Source organism: Halobellus rufus (assembly GCF_000739575.1).
In the GTDB taxonomy this organism is placed as follows: domain Archaea; phylum Halobacteriota; class Halobacteria; order Halobacteriales; family Haloferacaceae; genus Haloquadratum; species Haloquadratum rufum.
In genome coordinates this window covers 1-17,084 of record NZ_BBJO01000064.1, presented here as the reverse complement: position 1 = coordinate 17,084, position 17,084 = coordinate 1, and the positions used below count along the sequence as shown (strand labels likewise).

At 65.2% G+C, this 17,084-nt stretch carries 18 protein-coding genes and 2 tRNA genes; 8 read left to right on the top strand and 12 right to left on the bottom strand.

Annotation, left to right across the window (positions count from 1 at the left end):
- Nucleotides 1-108 precede the first annotated feature (108 nt).
- Nucleotides 109-834 carry a ribosome assembly factor SBDS gene (locus tag ACP99_RS17990; protein ID WP_049987909.1) on the top strand — a complete coding sequence of 242 codons (726 nt, stop codon included), beginning with the start codon at nucleotides 109-111 and terminating at the stop codon, nucleotides 832-834.
- Nucleotides 835-866: 32 nt separating this feature from the next.
- Here ACP99_RS17990 and ACP99_RS17985 read toward each other — a convergent pair whose 3' ends face one another.
- Nucleotides 867-1,199 carry an FUN14 domain-containing protein gene (locus ACP99_RS17985; RefSeq protein ID WP_049987908.1) on the bottom strand — a complete coding sequence of 111 codons (333 nt, stop codon included), beginning with the start codon at nucleotides 1,197-1,199 and terminating at the stop codon, nucleotides 867-869.
- 133 nt (nucleotides 1,200-1,332) lie between these two features.
- Here ACP99_RS17985 and ACP99_RS17980 point away from each other — a divergent pair, with 133 nt between their 5' ends.
- The gene (locus tag ACP99_RS17980; protein ID WP_049987907.1) at nucleotides 1,333-1,818 is read left to right on the top strand and encodes an Lrp/AsnC family transcriptional regulator; all 486 of its coding nucleotides are present in this window, start codon (nucleotides 1,333-1,335) and stop codon (nucleotides 1,816-1,818) included.
- A 323-nt stretch (nucleotides 1,819-2,141) separates the two neighbouring features.
- Here ACP99_RS17980 and ACP99_RS17975 read toward each other — a convergent pair.
- Nucleotides 2,142-2,215: transfer RNA gene (locus tag ACP99_RS17975), tRNA-Lys, on the bottom strand.
- A 186-nt stretch (nucleotides 2,216-2,401) separates the two neighbouring features.
- Here ACP99_RS17975 and ACP99_RS17970 point away from each other — a divergent pair.
- Together ACP99_RS17970 and ACP99_RS17965 are read left to right on the top strand one after the other, a co-directional pair.
- The gene (locus tag ACP99_RS17970) at nucleotides 2,402-3,853 is read left to right on the top strand and encodes a DHH family phosphoesterase (RefSeq protein ID WP_049987906.1); all 1,452 of its coding nucleotides are present in this window, start codon (nucleotides 2,402-2,404) and stop codon (nucleotides 3,851-3,853) included.
- A 146-nt stretch (nucleotides 3,854-3,999) separates the two neighbouring features.
- Nucleotides 4,000-5,856 (top strand): cation:proton antiporter domain-containing protein, encoded by a 1,857-nt coding sequence (locus tag ACP99_RS17965; RefSeq protein WP_049987905.1) that lies wholly within the window; start codon nucleotides 4,000-4,002, stop codon nucleotides 5,854-5,856.
- Nucleotides 5,857-5,987: 131 nt separating this feature from the next.
- On the opposite strand, the gene ACP99_RS17960 is transcribed toward ACP99_RS17965, so the two are convergent.
- Nucleotides 5,988-6,070 (bottom strand) — tRNA-Leu (locus ACP99_RS17960).
- A gap of 113 nt (nucleotides 6,071-6,183) precedes the next feature.
- Between ACP99_RS17960 and ACP99_RS17955 the strand changes: the two genes are divergently transcribed.
- Nucleotides 6,184-6,492: a cyclin gene (locus ACP99_RS17955; RefSeq protein ID WP_049987904.1), complete on the top strand. Its 309-nt coding sequence runs from the start codon at nucleotides 6,184-6,186 to the stop codon at nucleotides 6,490-6,492.
- 159 nt (nucleotides 6,493-6,651) lie between these two features.
- Here the strand turns inward: ACP99_RS17955 and ACP99_RS17950 are convergent, their stop codons facing one another.
- The 8 genes from ACP99_RS17950 to ACP99_RS17915 all read right to left on the bottom strand — a co-directional run bounded on the left by ACP99_RS17950 (nucleotide 6,652) and on the right by ACP99_RS17915 (nucleotide 13,958).
- Entirely contained in the window at nucleotides 6,652-7,173 is a 522-nt protein-coding gene (locus ACP99_RS17950) for a phosphopantetheine adenylyltransferase (protein ID WP_049987903.1), read from the bottom strand.
- 132 nt (nucleotides 7,174-7,305) lie between these two features.
- Complete coding sequence (locus ACP99_RS17945) at nucleotides 7,306-8,394, bottom strand: tyrosine-type recombinase/integrase (RefSeq protein WP_049987902.1); 1,089 nt, start codon at nucleotides 8,392-8,394, stop codon at nucleotides 7,306-7,308.
- Nucleotides 8,391-8,822, bottom strand: a complete 432-nt coding sequence (locus tag ACP99_RS17940) for a DUF5805 domain-containing protein (protein ID WP_049987901.1) — start codon at nucleotides 8,820-8,822, stop codon at nucleotides 8,391-8,393. The genes ACP99_RS17945 and ACP99_RS17940 overlap by 4 nt, the downstream gene beginning before the upstream one ends.
- A gap of 287 nt (nucleotides 8,823-9,109) precedes the next feature.
- Nucleotides 9,110-9,847 (bottom strand): DICT sensory domain-containing protein, encoded by a 738-nt coding sequence (locus tag ACP99_RS17935; protein WP_231554347.1) that lies wholly within the window; start codon nucleotides 9,845-9,847, stop codon nucleotides 9,110-9,112.
- Complete coding sequence (locus ACP99_RS17930; protein ID WP_049987900.1) at nucleotides 9,844-10,233, bottom strand: DUF7344 domain-containing protein; 390 nt, start codon at nucleotides 10,231-10,233, stop codon at nucleotides 9,844-9,846. Before ACP99_RS17930 ends, ACP99_RS17935 begins: the two co-directional genes overlap by 4 nt.
- Before the next feature lie 172 nt (nucleotides 10,234-10,405).
- The gene (locus ACP99_RS17925) at nucleotides 10,406-11,887 is read right to left on the bottom strand and encodes an MATE family efflux transporter (protein WP_049987899.1); all 1,482 of its coding nucleotides are present in this window, start codon (nucleotides 11,885-11,887) and stop codon (nucleotides 10,406-10,408) included.
- A 168-nt stretch (nucleotides 11,888-12,055) separates the two neighbouring features.
- The gene (locus ACP99_RS17920) at nucleotides 12,056-13,141 is read right to left on the bottom strand and encodes a putative sulfate/molybdate transporter (protein ID WP_049987898.1); all 1,086 of its coding nucleotides are present in this window, start codon (nucleotides 13,139-13,141) and stop codon (nucleotides 12,056-12,058) included.
- A gap of 115 nt (nucleotides 13,142-13,256) precedes the next feature.
- Complete coding sequence (locus ACP99_RS17915) at nucleotides 13,257-13,958, bottom strand: TOBE domain-containing protein (protein WP_049987897.1); 702 nt, start codon at nucleotides 13,956-13,958, stop codon at nucleotides 13,257-13,259.
- A gap of 63 nt (nucleotides 13,959-14,021) precedes the next feature.
- Here ACP99_RS17915 and ACP99_RS17910 point away from each other — a divergent pair, with 63 nt between their 5' ends.
- The 3 genes from ACP99_RS17910 to ACP99_RS17900 are packed head-to-tail and all read left to right on the top strand — an operon-like array spanning nucleotide 14,022 to nucleotide 16,533.
- A complete protein-coding gene (locus tag ACP99_RS17910; protein WP_081927579.1) occupies nucleotides 14,022-15,053 on the top strand; it encodes a substrate-binding domain-containing protein in 1,032 nt (343 codons plus the stop codon).
- A gap of 29 nt (nucleotides 15,054-15,082) precedes the next feature.
- Nucleotides 15,083-15,772, top strand: coding sequence for an ABC transporter permease (locus ACP99_RS17905; RefSeq protein ID WP_049987910.1), 690 nt, complete (start codon nucleotides 15,083-15,085; stop codon nucleotides 15,770-15,772).
- Complete coding sequence (locus ACP99_RS17900) at nucleotides 15,769-16,533, top strand: amino acid ABC transporter ATP-binding protein (RefSeq protein WP_049987896.1); 765 nt, start codon at nucleotides 15,769-15,771, stop codon at nucleotides 16,531-16,533. Before ACP99_RS17905 ends, ACP99_RS17900 begins: the two co-directional genes overlap by 4 nt.
- A 45-nt stretch (nucleotides 16,534-16,578) precedes the next feature.
- Here the strand turns inward: ACP99_RS17900 and ACP99_RS17895 are convergent.
- The coding region (locus tag ACP99_RS17895; RefSeq protein WP_049987895.1) for an SOS response-associated peptidase at nucleotides 16,579-17,084 on the bottom strand (506 nt) is incomplete at its 5' end.

The following is a 17,084-nucleotide window of genomic DNA, read 5'->3' as shown; positions in this document are numbered from 1 at the left end:
GACAGGTGACAGCGAAGGGATACAATCCGGCGACGGCGAGACGCTCGCAATCGGCCGGCCGCGCCGCGTCGGGGAGAGCTTTTTACCACGGAGGGAGAATGACGGGATATGATCTCACTCGACGAGGCCGTCACAGCACGACTCGAATCCCACGGCGAGCGATTCGAGGTGCTCGTCGACCCCGACGCCGCGCTCGCGATCAAACGCGGCGAGTTCGAGGGCGATCTGGAGGACGTCATCGCCGCCCAGGACGTCTTCGAGAACGCCTCTCGCGGTGACCGACCCGCCGAAGAGGACCTCGAAACCGTGTTCGGGACGACCGACCCCCTCGAAATCATCCCCGAGGTCGTCCGACGCGGGGAGATCCAGATCACGGCCGAACAGCGCCGCGAGATGCAGGAGCAAAAGCGCAAGAACCTCATCAACCGCATCGCGCGCAACGCCGTCAACCCGCAGATGGACAACGCGCCGCACCCCCCCGAGCGGATCGAGCGCGCGCTCGAAGAGGCGGGGTTCCGCGTCGACCCGATGGAGCCCGTCGAATCGCAGGTCGACGACGCGCTCGACGCGCTGCGACCGGTCATCCCGATCCGCTTCGACGAGGTGACCGTCGCGGTGCAGGTCCCCGCCGACTACGCCGGGAAGACGCAGGCGGAGGTACGGAAGTACGGCGACCTCGAACGCGAGGAGTGGCAGCCCGACGGATCGTGGGTCGGCGTCGTGACCTTCCCCGCGGGGATGCAGAACGACTTCTACGACCTCGTCAACGAGCTGACGTCCGGCGAGGCCGAAACGCGGATCATCAAGGACAAAGACGAACTCAGCACGCGGTAGCTTCGACCGCCACAGACTCGCCGCGATCGGAACTATCCCTTCTTGAAGCCGACGAGGAAGCCGCCGGTGAAGCCCGCCGACACCGACAGCGTCGAGAGGATCGTCGAGACCCAGTCGGGGGGCGTCCCGTCGGCCGCCCCCTGCGTCGTCTTGATAAGCCCCGCCGAAAGCCGCTCCCAGTCGACGGTGAGGATGCCGCGGGATTCGAGGAACTTGAACAGCGCCAGTTCGAGGCCGACGATGACCGCGATGAGCTTCGCGACCTTCTTGGCCGCGAAGCCGATGATGCCGCCGATGACCGCGCCGCTTCCGAACTCCAGACCGAGCTGCGTCGGGTCCACCGACAGTTGTAACGGATCGGGCATAGGCGAACTCTCCCTCGGTAGTATAAGTGGTTTGTGGGGTTTCGTCCTCTTGCGGTGGACACGCCCGCCCGGATCGACGAGTCGAGGCGGAACTTACAACCGATATGCCGCGTAAGAGGTCCCCATCGAACGTATGGACGAACGAGACATCCGCCTGCTGAAGGCGATTGCCGACCTCGGGACCGGGAGCCCGGAGCAGTTACACGAAGAGACCGACATTCCGGTGTCGACGATCCACTACCGACTGAACAACCTCCGAGAGGCCGGAATCATCCAGAACGACCTCTACGACATCGATCTCGACAAGGTCGGCCTCGGCGTGACGGTCATCGTCGAGTTGCTCACCGACTACCACGGCTCCCACCACGACTTCGAGGACAAGATCCTCGCGGTCGAGGGCGTCTCGCAGGCGTACTTCACGATGGGCGAGACCGACTTCGTCGTCATCGCGCACCTGCCGGACCAGGAGATGGTCGAACGGCTCATCACCGATCTCGAAACGATCGAGGAGGTCCGTCGGACGAACTCGACGTTCGTCGTCTCGACGCTCAGACACAGCACCCGCGCGCTGCAGAACTACGAGTTGGAGACGCTGTTGGAAGAACTCGACGAGGAGTGAGTCCCGCCGGATCGGTCGTCTCGCGGTTTTCTCTTACTCGCCGCTCGCGACGTTGCTCGCGGAGAGAATACTGGCCGGACGCGATTTGAACCGGAGCCAGACGGTCCGGGCGTGCGGCCCTTCGGCCGTTCCGGGCTGCGACTGGCAGGGCGGCAAATCGCGTCGTAGCCACTCCGTTGCTCACTGCCGTTCGCAACAGAACGGGCCGGACGCGATTTGAACGCGCGGTCGGACGTGCTCGCTCCGCTGCGCGCGACCTCTCTCCCTTCAAATCGCTTCGGGTGCGACACTCGCCGCTCGCGACGTTGCTCGCGGCGAGAACACGGGCCGGACGCGATTTGAACGCGCGACCGTCTGATTAAGAGTCAGACGCTCTGCCGGACTGAGCTACCGGCCCACTGCAATCGATCGTTTCGGTGGCGCGATTAAAGATGTTTCCTTTCGGGTGGGCCCGGGGACTGTCTCTCACGGGAGAGTCACGCAACGGTTCGTCGACGACGGCTCCGATCCGCCGGCGAATCGCCTGCCCGACGCCGACCAAACGGGTGCTGTTAAGTGTCGTCCGGTCCGAGATGGGTGCAGAATGAGCGCCGGGGTAACTATCTCTTCGATGTCCACCTACGCCATCCTCGGGTGCGGGAGCGTCGGCTACGCGGTGGCCGAAGACCTCGTCGAGGAGGGGAAGGACGTCCTCATCCTCGACAAAGACGAGAGTCGCGTCGAATCCCTCCGCGATCAGGACCTGAACGCACAGCAGACCGACATCGCCGACGCGGACGTCGCGGAGGCCGTCTCGGACCGAGACGTCGTGTTGATCCTCGCCTCCGACGTCGAGGCCAACAAGGCGGCCGTCTCGGCGATCCGCGAGCGCGGCGGCGACCAGTTCATCGTCGTTCGCGCGTCGGACCCCGTCTCCGAGGACGAACTCGAAGAGATGGGCGCGGACGTCGTGATCAACCCCTCCGAGGTCATCGCCGACTCGGCGCTCCGGTCGCTCGAATCGGGCGAACTCGAATACAAGGCCCGCCAGCTCGCGGAGGTGCTGGAGGGCGCGTCCGACGGCCTCGCGGTGCTCACCCACGACAGCCCGGACCCCGACTCGATCGCGTCGGCGGTCGCGCTTCAAGCGATCGCCAGAGAGCACGGCATCGACGCCGTCATCAACTACGACGGCGAGATCGGCCACCAGGAGAACCGCGCGTTCGTCAACCTGCTCGGCATCGAACTCGTGCCGCTCTCGGAGGGCAAACCGCTCTCGGAGTACGGCGCGGTCGCGCTCGTCGACCACATGAAGTCCGGCGATCCGGACATCGACGCCGAGATCGACATCTTCATCGACCACTACGAACCCGACGAGGGCATCGAGGCGGCGTTCACGGACGTGCGACCGAACGTCTCCTCGACGTCGACGATCCTCACGAAATACCTCCAGGAGTTCAACATCTCCCCAAGCGAGGCGGTCGCGACCGCCCTCTTGTACGGGATCCGCTCGGAGACGCTGGACTTCAAGCGCGAGACCACGCCCGCGGACCTGACGGCGGCGGCGTATCTGTACCCCTTCGCGAACCACGACACCCTCGAACAGGTGGAGTCGCCGTCGATGTCGCCGGAGACGCTCGACGTGCTCGCGGAGGCGATCCAGAACCGCGAGGTTCAGGGGAGTCACCTCGTCTCGAACGCGGGCTTCATCCGCGACCGCGACGCGCTGGGGCAGGCGGCCCAACACCTCCTGAAACTGGAGGGGATCACCACGACCGCCGTCTTCGGCATCGCCGACGATCAGATCTTCCTCTCTGCGCGTTCGAAAGACATCCGGATGAACATCGGGAAGATCCTCGAAGACGCCTTCTCCGGAATCGGCGACACAGGCGGGCACTCGACGCAGGGCGACGTCGAGATTCCGCTGGGGATCTTCACCGGCATCGAGACGAGCGACGACAACCGCGATACGCTCTTGCAGCTCACCGAGGAAGCGGTGCGCCGAAAGCTGTTCCAAGCGATGGGCGTCGAGAGCGAGAGCGGGAACGGAAGCTAGACGGGCGCGCGGTTACCGCTGCCTGATCTGGGGTCGACTTCGTCACTCGGCGGCCGGCCCCAGCTCTCGCGCTCGTTGGCCGTCTGCGGTCGGGCGGAGCGACAGACTGAATACGGACGCCTCGAACGCCATTAGCACGTCGAACAGTGGCCAGTAGCCTCCTCCCTGTCGTCGCGCTGATTCTCGTCTCCGGGATCGGCGTCCAGTTACTCGCTGGGAGGATCAAGGTCCCGAGCGTCGTATTCTACCTCGTGGTGGGCCTGCTACTCGGTCCCGAGTTTCTCGGTCTCGTCACGATCGAAACCTTCGGAAACGGGCTGAGTACCGTCGTCGGCCTCAGCGTGGCGATCATCGTCTTCGACGGCGCGTTCGCTCTCCAGTTCGACCGGATCCGCGAGGCCTCGACGGCGTCGCTGCGGCTAGTCACAGTCGGAGCGGTCGTGACGTTCCTCGGGACGGCCGGTGCGGTCCGCGTGCTCGAAGGCTCGACCTGGGAGATCGCGCTCGTCGTCGGCGCACTCTTGGTTGCGACCGGGCCGACAGTCATCACGCCGATCCTGGAGGTCGTTCGCGTCAGAGAGCACGTCGCTGCGGCCTTGGAGACCGAGGGGATCATCAACGACGTGACGGCGGCGATCGCCGCGGTCGTCATCTTCGAGACGATGCTACTCGACGACGTCGGCATCTCGGGGACGATGATTGCGTTTCTGGAACGAGCGGGCGTCGGGGTCGCGGCGGGACTCTTTGCGACCGGACTCATCTACTTCCTCCTCAAGCACGAACTCACGCCCGAGGGCGGCCCACAGACCGCTCGATTCCTGACGTTCAGCGCAGCGATCGGGTCGTTTGCCCTCGCGGAGGCCGTCGCCGCCGAGGCGGGCATCGCCGCTGCAGCGACCGCCGGTATCGCGCTCGGGAACCTGGAGTTGCCCCACCGAGAGACCATCGAGGAGTTCGCCCGCGACGCGACGCTGATCGTGCTAGCGTTCGTCTTCGTCTCGCTGGCGGCACTGATCGACATCGATGCCATCCTGCAACTCGGCGTCGGCGGGATCCTCTTGGTCGCCGTGGTGATGCTCGTCCTCCGACCGGTCGTGGTCTGGATCGCGACGTTCGGGATCAGACAGTTCAACCGATCCGAACGCCTGTTTCTCGCCGCGATGGGGCCTCGTGGGATCATCCCCGCAAGCGTGGCGACGCTGTTCGCGATCGAACTGGCGACGGCGGGGAACCAGGTGGGAAGCCAGATCCTCTTGGGGACCGTATTCGTCGTCATCGTGGCCACGGACGCGATCGAAGCGGGGCTGGCGCGGCAGATCGGCGACGCCTTAGGAGTGACACCAATGCGCACGATAATCGTCGGCGGGGGCCGTGTCGGCCTGGCGCTCGCCACCAGACTGGAACAGCGAGGAGAGTTCGTCGTCCTGATCGAGGAGGACGAGAAACCGAAACGCGCGGCGCGCGAGGCGGGTATCACGGTCTACGAAGGCGACGGTACCGAGAGCGAGACGCTCCGTGGAGCGGGAATCGACGAGGCGAGGATCGTCGTCGCGGCCACGGACGACGACAACGTCAACCTGCTGGTCTGTCAGACCGCGCGTACGAAATTCGACGTCGAGGACGTCTACGCGCGGGTGAACGACCCGCAGAATATGGCCGCCTTCGAGGCGCTCTCGGTCACCGCCGTCGACGGCCCGATGTCCACTGCCTTCGCGATCGACAACGAGATCGAGCGGCCAGAACTGGCCAACTGGATGTACGACGCCAGCGACGGACACGACATCCAAGAGATAACGATGACCGCCGAGGAGTTCGTCGGCGAATCGGTCAGAGACCTCAACGACCGGATTCCCGGCGGATGTCTCATCGCCGAAATCGGTCAGAACGAGGAGGCTCACGTCCCCGACCCGGACGAGGTGCTCGAGTACGGGGACCATCTCACGTTCCTCGGTGACGCCGCGGCCGTCGAAGAGGCCGTCAAGCGATTTCATCCTCGCGAGTGATACCTGCAACAGTCCGCCTGTGACGAACGCGAGGACCGATTCCATTCGATCGACGAGCTCGGGTATCGAGACCGAAGCGAAGAGCTCGAACCGGGAGGTGACAGTCACCCTCACTTCGTCCGATCCCGCGATGCGCGGGACAGGATTCGAACCTGCGGACCCCTATGGGATAGCGTCCTAAGCGCTACGCCGTTGGCCACTTGGCTACCCGCGCGCATCTCTCCGTTCTCCGAACGCACAAATCAACCTGTCGCTCCACCGTGATCGATCGTTCCACCGCTGAGCGTTCGCGGAGAGTACTTATGCGAGGGGCTCCCATCCAACGGTATGTACAGCGCTCGGGACCGCGTCGCCAACGAGGAGTGGTTGACCCGCATCGAACGCGCGGCCGACCGCCTCGAACTCGGCTCGGAAGCCCGCTCGGTGGCCTCGGACCTCTTCCTCTCTGAGATCCCCGACGAGGAGCGCTCGAAGGCCGCGATAGCGGCCGCCAGCCTCTACGCGGGCGCACTCATCTCGGGCGAAGAGCGATCGCAGTCTCGCGTCGCCGACGCGATGGACGTGAGCCGCCTCAGCGTTCAACAGCACTGGAAGCCGATTCTCGAATCGGCGGGCTTCCGGCCGCCCTCGTGGTGATCGACAATCGAACCACTTCGGGAGGACCTCGACGAAGCAACCTCGCCGTGACAGAACTACGGCTACGTTTGACCGCACAATAGGTACGTCTGCAAGCCTGCTACCCGATCGCACGACGGTCTGCGATCAGACGAGCAATCAGTCGCAAACGCACGGTAGCTACGCGCCGGGCGGTTCGGACTCGCCCTCGCTCGGGCGCTCGGGACCGCGACCATCTCGCTCCGGCGTGAGATTCCCGTGTTCGTCTATCTCGCCGCGGACGATTCGCGTCGAGGAGATACGGTCGCCGTCCTCGGCGATCACGTGGTCGACCACTTCGATTTCGAGCGGGTCGTAGCCCCGTTCGCGCCGGATCTCGTTGATCCGTTCCCCGCCGTCCCGCGTCTCCGGCGACACGATCAGGACGTCGAACTTCTCTTCGGTCGCGATGCCGGTCGGCTCCTCCAGCTTGCGGACCGCAAACTCGCGACCGTGAGCCGCTGCGATCGGCTCCAACTCGGCGACGAGGTCCCGCTTTCGGTCCGCGAACGATCGGACGTAACGGTCGACGTGTCTGGTCTTCGGCGCGAGCTCGTCGCTGGTCAACCCGACGGTCACATCGCCCAACTCGAAGGCCCGCTCGAAGAGCGCACGGTGTCCGTCGTGAACCGGGTCGAACGTCCCGCCCAGCGCGACGTGCATACGCGGCGGAGGTCCTCGCGGGACTTAAACGGGGCGGGTTGCAGATCGACCGGGCGGACCGCCGATTTCGAAACCAATCCGAACTGATTCAATATAGCGATATGGGATTTATAAGTTGCTTGTGCGACGGCGTCAGTGGAGTGAGTAGATGTGTGATTCGTACGTTTTGCGGACGCTGTCGCCCCAGTTGTGGGTGTACGTGTCGATGATGTCGCCGCCGACGTCGCCGCGGAGGTACTTGACGATCCCCCGGTCGCCGGTGCGGTCCCGGAGGTGCGTCGTGAAGAAGTGCCGGAAGTAGTGCGGCGTGACGTTTTCTTCGGCCCCGCCGCCCGGTCGATACCAGCCGACGTCGGTGGCGTGTCCCTCGACGAGGTGATGGACCATGTCCGGCGTGAGTCGCGATCCCCAGCTCCCCGAGGTGCTGAGAAACAGCGGATCGGCGGCTGAGCGTGCTGCTGGGCGGATTGCGAGCCATCGCCGCAGAGCGATCGCCAGTTCCGAGTCCACCGGCACGACCGTCGGCCGCTTCCGCTTGTTCGACGCGGTGCGTTCCTCCCCCGCGTAGACCTCACCGGCGGTCGGCTCCGCTGGGACGTACAGTGAGGGACCGCGACCGTCAAGTTGGGCGCGCGGCCCGCTCTGCCCGCTCGTTACAGCAGCCAGCGCTGTATCGCGGCCGTCGCTCCCGGCCGGAGCGAGTGCCACGTCCCGGATATCGAGGTTACAGAGTTCGCCCACCCGCATTCCCGTCTTGAGAAGCGTCACGACGACAGCGTGATCGAGCGGGTGAGCGATTTCCGAGACGAAGTCCCGCATCGCTTCCACGGAGATATCTCGCCGAGAGGGGTTCGTGTCGATGCGCTCGTCCATCTCCTCGACGACGAGTGCCATCGGGTTCGACTCGAACGCGCCGACTTGGGCCAGATAGGCGTAAAACCGGTGTAGGTACGACGCGTATGTGGCGACCGTGCTGTCGGCGACGTCGGAGCGACGGAGCGAGTGGACCCACGCCATACAGTCTCGGTGGGTGGCCTCCGACGGCGTCGTCGGCGTCCCACGGGCGTTGCGCGATGGATCGTCGAGAAACGACTCGAATCGCCGGAGGACCCGCTCGTAGGCCTCTCGCGTTCGTTCGGACTTCCCGTGGTACGTCATATCTTCGAGGAAGTACGCGATCGGATCCTCGAGGTCTTCACCGGTGGCCGTCTCTGCGCTCATCGCTCCTCCGAGGCGAGCGCGTACCCACCGTGGCGACCGCTGTAGCGGATCTCGTTGGCCGCCTGCATCTCTTGGAGGGTCTCGTCGAGTCGGTCTTCGATGTCGTCAGTCAACGCGGCGAGTAACTCTTCCCAGGAGAGATACGACGACGACGACAGCACCTGGACAACCCGATTCTGCAGCCCGCTTTTCGACCCCTCGACCCCAGGGGTTGCGTCCGCAGAACCACCTTCCAGATCGCCCGTTGTTCCCTCGGTCTGGCCGTCCACCGACGGAACCTCGAAGTCGCGTCGCCCCGCTTGCACCATCGTCCGGACGAACTCGCTTTGGCTCATCCCCAACTGCTCTGCGTGCTCGTTCCACCGCTCCTTTTGATACGTCGGAACGTACGTCATCACCGTCGCTCGATCGGTGTCGTCGACTGCCATATCGACCACTGTGTTTTGCTAGCACTTTACCTCTTTGTATATTTACGAATAAGGGAGATTAGCTGTGTTTCTGCTAGTGAAAATCTCCGCCAAATCAACGTATAGTTGTGAATGTGCATTCATAATTTCAATAGAAGCTATCACAAATACGCCTAAATAAATTCGAGATAATTACGCTCGACTGACGAGTGTCGTGGCAGATCCGATTTGAATTCAGTGTGTGACTCCCTGCGCGCTAGTGACTATCACTCAGTCACCTCGAACTGCGGGACTTTCTGCAGTCACACTCACGAGCGACGGTCGGGTGATCCGGTCGAATTTACCAGTAGGCCCGAGCGCAGTTGGCCGACGAGCGTCGGGTCACTGGTCCAGAACCCGGTGTACGAATCTGTAGGGCCCTCGCGAGCGAGCAGTCCACTCGCCTGTGCCGGCGTGGGGCCACCGTCGAACGCGAGCACCCAATATCGCCTCCGCGCGTCGGGCCCGAGACGGTGATAAGTCACGCCGTCGATTTCGGGTGGCGTCCAGTCGTCCGAACCGTAAACGTGGATCTCGAGGCCCGTGTCGGCGGCTAGATGGCGATAAACGTCCGCTTGTGATGCGAACGCCGACAGGTGTTGAAAACCGACGTGAAGCGTCCCAGCCCCGACACGGTAGGCCCGCTCTTCGATTTCACGACTCACCGCGAGGAGTTCACGGCGGGTCATCGCCGTGAACACAGTATCGGAGAGCACCTCGAAGAGTATCTGATACCCTTCGGAGACGGTGTCACGCCTCGTAGGTGGCACAATCGGCGGCTCTAAGAGCGTCTCGAGGTCGTCCAGCCCGATTGCACCGGTGAACCGACCGTCGCGCTCGATGACGAGAAAATTTCCCGGGCTCCCCGCGGGGAGTTCGCGGTAGTCGACGTCGACGTTGTGGTTGCGGAACCACGCCTCGTAGGGGGTTTCCGGAGACTGGTGATAAATAACGAATCGTCGGGATCGGTCTCGAATATCGTCGAGGAGCGTTTGCAGTTCCGTCACGACTCCGGCATTCGCTCGGAATCGACGCTTTTCGAGACCAAGGCCGCGAGGAGCGGATCGAGCCGTTCGATCCGGAGATCACCCCCTTGGCGGTCGTAAGACAGCAGTCCCGCCTCTTCGAGCCGCGGGAGGTGATTGTGCGACAGCTCCAAGAGGATCTTGTCTCGGTCGGCCGCGGTGCTCATCGATCCGGTTTCGTCGGCGTTCCAGCCGGCGAGTACGGTCGCGACGGTTTCGACCGTACTCTCTTTCTCGTCCAGGAGAAAAAACAACAGCCGACGGCGCGTCCGGGACGCGAGCGCCTGGTACAGCTGATCGTCGGCTAACTGCTCGGAATCCTCTCGTCGCTCCGCGGACGAGTCTGCCCCGTTCCGACTGTAAACCATATTACATAACAAACTCTATTGATAGCTGATAAACATTTCTACCATCTATTGACTGTTCGAGTTCGTTGACGACGGATCGTTTTCTTTGCTTCGTCGGCCGCTGGTCGGTACGTCACGACCGCTTCCGGGCGAGTACGTCTGCTAGCAGATGTATAAACTGTATTTAGCTATATCAACTGTCCGGGTCGGCTGACCCCCGATCGCGGCTCTCGACGATTCCGTCGGTCCAAGTCCCGCGTCGGAAGTACAGCCCCGAGAGCCCCACCATCACGACGTTCGCGAGGGCGACCCCGTACCAGACACCGGTCGCACCGAGATCTGTCCACACCAGAAGGCCGTAGGCGGGTGGGATCCGGAGCACGATGAGCCCGATGATCCCGAAGATCATCGCGAGCCGCGTGCTGCCGCTTCCCCGGTACGCCCCTTGGATGATGTGAAACATCCCGAGGAACACGTACGTGGCCCCGACGATGCGGAGGTACGCTGCCCCGATCTCGACGACGGCCGCGGCGTCTTCACCGGTGATGAATATGCCGATGATCGACGCCGCGTTGTAATAGATGACGACCGACGTGGCGGCCAGTACGACCGCGGTGATCGCCGCGCTCGCGAGGACGGCCCGTTTCGCGCGGTCGGGCTGTCTCGCGCCGAGGTTCTGGCCGACGACCGTCTCGGTACCCCGGGCGAGCCCCAGCGCGGGCAACACGACCAGCGAGGTCACGCGGGTTCCGATCCCGTAGGCGGCGACGGCGTCAGCACCCGCGATCGCGACGAGCGCGGTGAGGAGGGTGATGCCCAGCGACTGGGTGCTCATTTCGACGCTGGCCGGCGCACCGATCCGGAACAGGCTCTCGATGGTCTCGCGCGTGGGGACGAAATCGCGAGGCGCGAGATGGATCCCGACGCGGCCGGAGAGCAGGAGTCCGATGGCGATGACGGCGCCGACGCCCCGCGAGGCGATGGTCGCGATAGCCGCACCCTGAACGCCGAACCCGTCGAAGCCGGTCGCGGCGTACAGATCCGCTTGCAGCGCGGTGAGGCCCGCGACCTCGAACAGGAGGTTGTCCTGAAAGCCCAAGATGGGGAACGGGTCGATGACGACGTTGAGCACGACGCCGAGTAACATCAGATACAGCGGCGTCTTGGTGTCGCCCCATCCCTGCAGTAGCGACTGGAAGATGAAGAACCCGAACACGAACGGGATACCGAGGAACATCGTACGCGTGTAGGTCACGCTCAGTTCGAACACCTCGGTGCCGGGCGGCGCGCCCACGGCGGCGAGGAGCCACGGGGCAAGGAGGTATCCAAGGATCGAGAAGACGATCGAGAGGCCGATCACGAACGCGATCGTCTGACCGGCGACGGCGCTGATCCGGTCGAGGTTCCCCGCGCCCTTGTGCTGGGCGACGAGAACCGTGCCCGCGACCGTGAACCCGGCCGCGAGCGTGATGATGAGGAAGACGATCGCCCACGAGAACGAGATCGCGCTGACCGCGGTGCTTCCCAGTCGACCGACCCAGAAGGTGTCCGCGAGGTTGTACCCCACCTGCAGGAGATTTGTGACGACGATCGGCACGGAGAGCACCAACAGCGGCTTCAGCAGCGGACCGTCAGTCAGGTTCACCGCGCGTCCGCTGCGTGGACCGCGGCTCATCGGGGCTCCTCGCGCGAGCCAGTGGGAGGGTCACAAAACGAGATCGCGTTCGGCACTGTCGGATCAGTAACCGATGGAATCGTTTAGCGGTTCCGCTCGGGTTCGCTGTGACGGACGACCGGTTTCACGAGCGTCCGAATCTACCTGGCGAGCGTCGTTCCGAGTGGTTCAGAGTCGCTCTCGAAGCTGGTACGCAGCGATGCCGACGACGAACGCGATGCCGATGTTGGACAGCAGTCCGAGGAGGCCGATCCCGACCGAGAGGAGTCGGTCGCGGCTGTCGAGGCCGACTCGGCCGAGTTCGACCGCGATCACGACGAGGATGACCCCGAGCATCGCGAGCGGGAACGCGGCGACGACGCCGACGGCGACGACGGCCGCGAGCGCGTACAGTCCCCCGAGCAGGAGGTTCGCTCCGGCGGTCCGCGCGCCGAAGGCGTACTTCCCCGCGACGCCGCCGCTGCCGTGACACATCGGCATCGCGCCGAAGGGGATCGCGACCAGGTTCATCGCGCCCATACTCGTCGCGAGTTCGTCGGCGGAGACGTCGGCGTCGTAGTAGTCAGAGAGCAGGAGCGACGTCGCGACCGCCGCGTTGCCGACCGTCATCGCGAGTTGCGCCGCGGTCGCGCCGACCGACGCCGACGTCAGCCCGGACGCGGCGGGCAGCGAGACGTCGAGCGGCGGCACCTGCGGCAGGGGGAGGCCCGTCTGCGTCACCGCGACGGCGACGCCCACCGCGAGGACCGCGAGCGAACTCGACTGCGTGCGGCCGAGCGCGACGGCGACGGCGACGACGGCGGCCGCCACGAGCGCGTAGGAGAGTCCGTCGAGGCTCAACTCGAGTCCGGTCTGCAGTAAGACCAGCGCGACCGCCAACTGGACGCCGCGGATCACCGGGCGGCCGACGTACCGCTGGAGCCGCGTGAGCGTCCCCGTCGCCCCCACCCCGACGAGGACGACGCCGGCGAGCAGCCCCGCAACCGCGAGTTCACCCGGGGTGAGCCCCCCGGCGATGACGAGCGCAGCGAGCGCCTTCATCGGTTCGACGGAGATCGGCAGCGCGTAGTAGACTCCCCAGACGACCTGAAACACCGCGAAGCCGAGGAGGATGTGCGCCAGCGAGAGATCGGTGAGCGCGGCGACGGCGACGACGATCGGCAGGACCGTAACCGAATCACCTATCGCTCCGGTGAGCTCTCCCCGAGAGAACTCGATGGCCCGGCGGTTCGAATCGGCGGGGAGAAACGCCATTGTCACCCTACAGATCAGCAGATTACATAACGTCTGGGAAATCGTCTCTTCCCTCGATATGGCGGCGTCTGCTGCGGTTACGAGAGCGTATTTAGAAACCTATAACGGTTAACAGTCAGTCGTCAGCGTCGCCGACAGCGACGCCGCGCGTCGCCGTCGCCTTGAACGAGACCACGACCTCGCTGCCGTCGTCGAGGCCCAGTTTCTCGCGGCTGTCCTCCGTGACGAGCGCGAGGACGGGCTGTTCCAGTCCGACGTCGACGGCGATGCGCGCGATCCGTTCGCCCGACTCGACGCCGACGACAGTCCCCGCGAACCGGTTGCGGGCGCTCGTGTGCTCGGGGACTGGGGTGTCTTCCGGATCGGTGAGCGTCACGGCGTCCGCCCGCAGCGACAGTTGTACCTCCCCGTCTCCGTCGGGCACCAGTGCCCGGATCGCCCCGGCCGGCGTCTCGACGGTCACGAGTTCGCCGTCCCGCTCGACGATCGTCCCGACGATGACCGTCTCTGCGATCTCGGCGACGCCCTCGAAGGAGGCGCGCGTCCGCTCGAAGGCCGCCAAAAGCTCCCTCGCGGTCGTGGTCAGCGTGCTGCCGCCGCCGCCGGCCCCGCCGCGCTGCCGTTCGACGAGCGCCCCGAAGGCGTCTTCGAGTTCGACGACGCGCCGCTGGGCGTGGGCGTACGACCGCCCGAGCGACTGCGCCGCGGTGTTGAGCGAGCCCTCCCGATCGATCGCGCGCAGGAGCGCGACGTCGCGGGCGTCCAGCGTCACGCCGTCGCTGCCGATGTACGCGTCGAACGAGGGGTGCGTCTCCATACGTACACCAACCCTATCGAGAGCAAAAGCATTATGTCTGCGCTGGCAAATTCGGTTATATCGATGTCGAAACAACGACCGGAGTCGACGGACGACAACGAACCGAGATTCAGCGGCGCGACGTCGCGCCGAGCGTTCATCGGAACCGCCGCGGCCGCGGGAATCGCGACGCTCGCCGGCTGCTCACAGGGCGAGTCGGGGGACGAAAACGGCGGTGACGACGGCGGTAGTGAGGGCGACAGCGGCGGCGAAACCGAAAGCTCACAGGCGGGCGTCAGCGGTGAGACGCTCACGCTGACGACGACGACGAGCACCTACGATACGGGGCTCCTCGACGAGATCCACACGGACTTCCAGGAGATGTACGACGTGACCGTCGACGCGGTCGCGCTGGGGACGGGTGCGGCGCTCGAATCGGCGCGTAACGGCGACGCCGACGTGGTGATGGTCCACGCCCGCGGGCTCGAAGACGAGTTCATGCAGAACGGCTACGGGATCAACCGCCGGGACCTGATGTTCAACGACTTCGTGATCGTCGGCCCCGAGGACGATCCGGCCGGGATCGAGGGGATGGATTCGGCGACCGAGGCCCTCACTGCCATCGCCGAGGCCGAGGAGACGTTCGTCTCCCGCGGCGACAACTCCGGCACCCACACGAAGGAACTCAACCTCTGGGAGGCCGCGGGGACGGAGCCCGGCGGCGACTGGTATCAGGAGGCCGGTGCCGGGATGGGTGAGGTGCTCAACAACGCGAACCAGCAGGGAGCGTACACGCTCGCGGACCGCGGGACGTTCATCTCTCAGCGCTCGGAGATCGATCTCACCATCCTCGTGCAGGGCCCGATCGAGGGCGGCCCGGAGATCCTCTCGAACCCCTACGGCATCATGGCCGTCAACCCCGGCGTCCACGACAACGCCAACTACGACCTCGCGATGGCGTACATCGGGTGGATCACCAGTCCGGCGGCCCAAGACGCCATCTCCGAGTACCAGATGAACGGGGAACAGCTGTTCTTCCCGGAGGCCGTCTCCGAGGATCCCAACTTCCAGCAGTACGTTCCGGAAGGTTGGAGTAGCGACTCCGATAGCGAGTAAGCGTGACGCCCGAAGCGGTCGCTCAGTTGCTGCCGGTCGTCGAGCTTCCCTTCCGGGAGGGATACGTCCGTAGCATCATCTACGTCTCGCTGTACGTCAGCGGGACCGCGGTGGTACTGAGCACGCTGTTCAGCATTCCGGTCGCGATCGTGATGGGCTTCACCGACTTCCCGGGGAAACAGTTCGTGAAGTCGATCATCAACACGGGTATGGGCTTCCCGAGCGTCGTCGTCGGCCTGCTCGTCCTCTTCGTCGTCTCCAATCAGGGTCCGCTCGGACCGCTGGAGCTCATCTTCACGCGAGAGGCGATGATCATGTCCCAGTTCGTGCTGGCGACGCCGCCGATCACCGCGATCAGTCTCGCGGCCATCACGAGCGTCAGCGACAACGTCCGCGACGCCGCCCGCGCGCTCGGCGGCACGCGACTCGACGTCGCGCTCGTCGTGATCAAGGAGGCCAGATACGGCATCGCGACGGCCATCCTCGCGGGGTTCGGCCGCGCGATCAGCGAGGTCGGCTCCGTCCTCATCGTCGGCGGCAACATCACGAGTGCGAGCGGGATCTCGAAGACGCGGACGCTGACGACCGCGATCCAACTGGAGGCCAGACAGGGGCAGTACGACACCGCGATGCTCCTCGGTGCCGTCCTCTTGGTGCTCGTGCTGACGGTCAACGCCGTCGTCGTCAGGTTCGGTGACGGGGGGGCGATGAACCGATGATCCGGCTCTCGAACGTCTCGCAGGCCTACGGCGACGAGACCATCTTCGAGGACCTCTCGCTGTCGATCGACCGGGGCGAGGTCGTCGCCATCATCGGCCCCTCCGGCGTCGGCAAGACGACGCTGCTGCGCATTCTGGCGCTCTTCACCCGACCGACCGACGGGGCCGTCGAACTGGACGGCACGTCGGTGTGGGACGTCGACGAGGACGAGCGCCTCGCGCTCCGCCGCCGCATCGGGGTGGTCTTCCAGGAGGCGAGCCTGTTCGACGCCACCGTCACCCGGAACGTCGAGTACGGCCTGCGGGTGCGACAGCCGTGGCGCGCGCGGTTCCGAGACGCACTCGAATCGCTCGTCGCCTCGAACGGGACGCCGGAGGCCGTCGAACGGTCGCTCGACGTCGTCGGCCTCGGCGAGAAGACAGATCAGCCCGCGCGATCGCTCTCCGGCGGCGAGGCCCAGCGCGTCTCCTTCGCGCGGGCGCTGGCGTACGATCCCTCGTATCTCCTCTTGGACGAGCCGACGTCGGATCTGGACCCGCGGAACACGGGCGTGATCGAGGGGGCGATCGAAGAGGCCCGCGACCGCGACATCGGCGTCGTCGTCGCGACCCACGACATGCACCAGGCCGAGCGCATCGCCGATCGGGTCGGCGTGCTCCTCGGCGACGGCTTCACCGAGATCGGACCCGCCGAGACGGTGTTCGAGAACCCCGCCGACGAGCGCACGCGGAAGTTCGTCTCCGGCGAACTCGTCTACTGAGAGCTCGTCGGCGGCGTGCCCGTCTACCGAGACCGTCCGACGAGATCAGTCCACGGCCTCGATCGGCTCGATCAGGTCCGCCGCGTCGTTAGCGGGGCTGTTCACGCGCGTCGAGACGGGGTACGCCTCCCAGTCGTCGCCGGTGTGCGTGTCCAGCAGCGCGCCCGCCTCGTCGGCGTCGCCGTGGAGCCACGTCGACTCCTCGTCTGGATCGAGGACGACCGCCATCCGGTGGTGGAGGTCGGAGACGAGGCCGTTCGGCTCGGTCGTGAGAACCGTGAACGACTCGACGACGTCGGCGTCGCCGGCGTCCGACCGGCCGCTCCCGCCGCCGAAGTCGCCGAGCCCCGTCTGCGTGTGTGTCGGCTCCCAGCGCTCCCAGAGCCCGGCCATCGCGAAGGGACGGTCGTCCGCGAACGCGACTCGATAGGGCTGTTTTCCGCCGTCCTCCTGCACCCACTCGTAAAAGCCGTCGGCGGGGACCAGACAGCGCCGGCGTTCGTACGCCTCGGCGAAACTCGGCTTCTCGTCGACCGTCTCCGCGCGGTCGT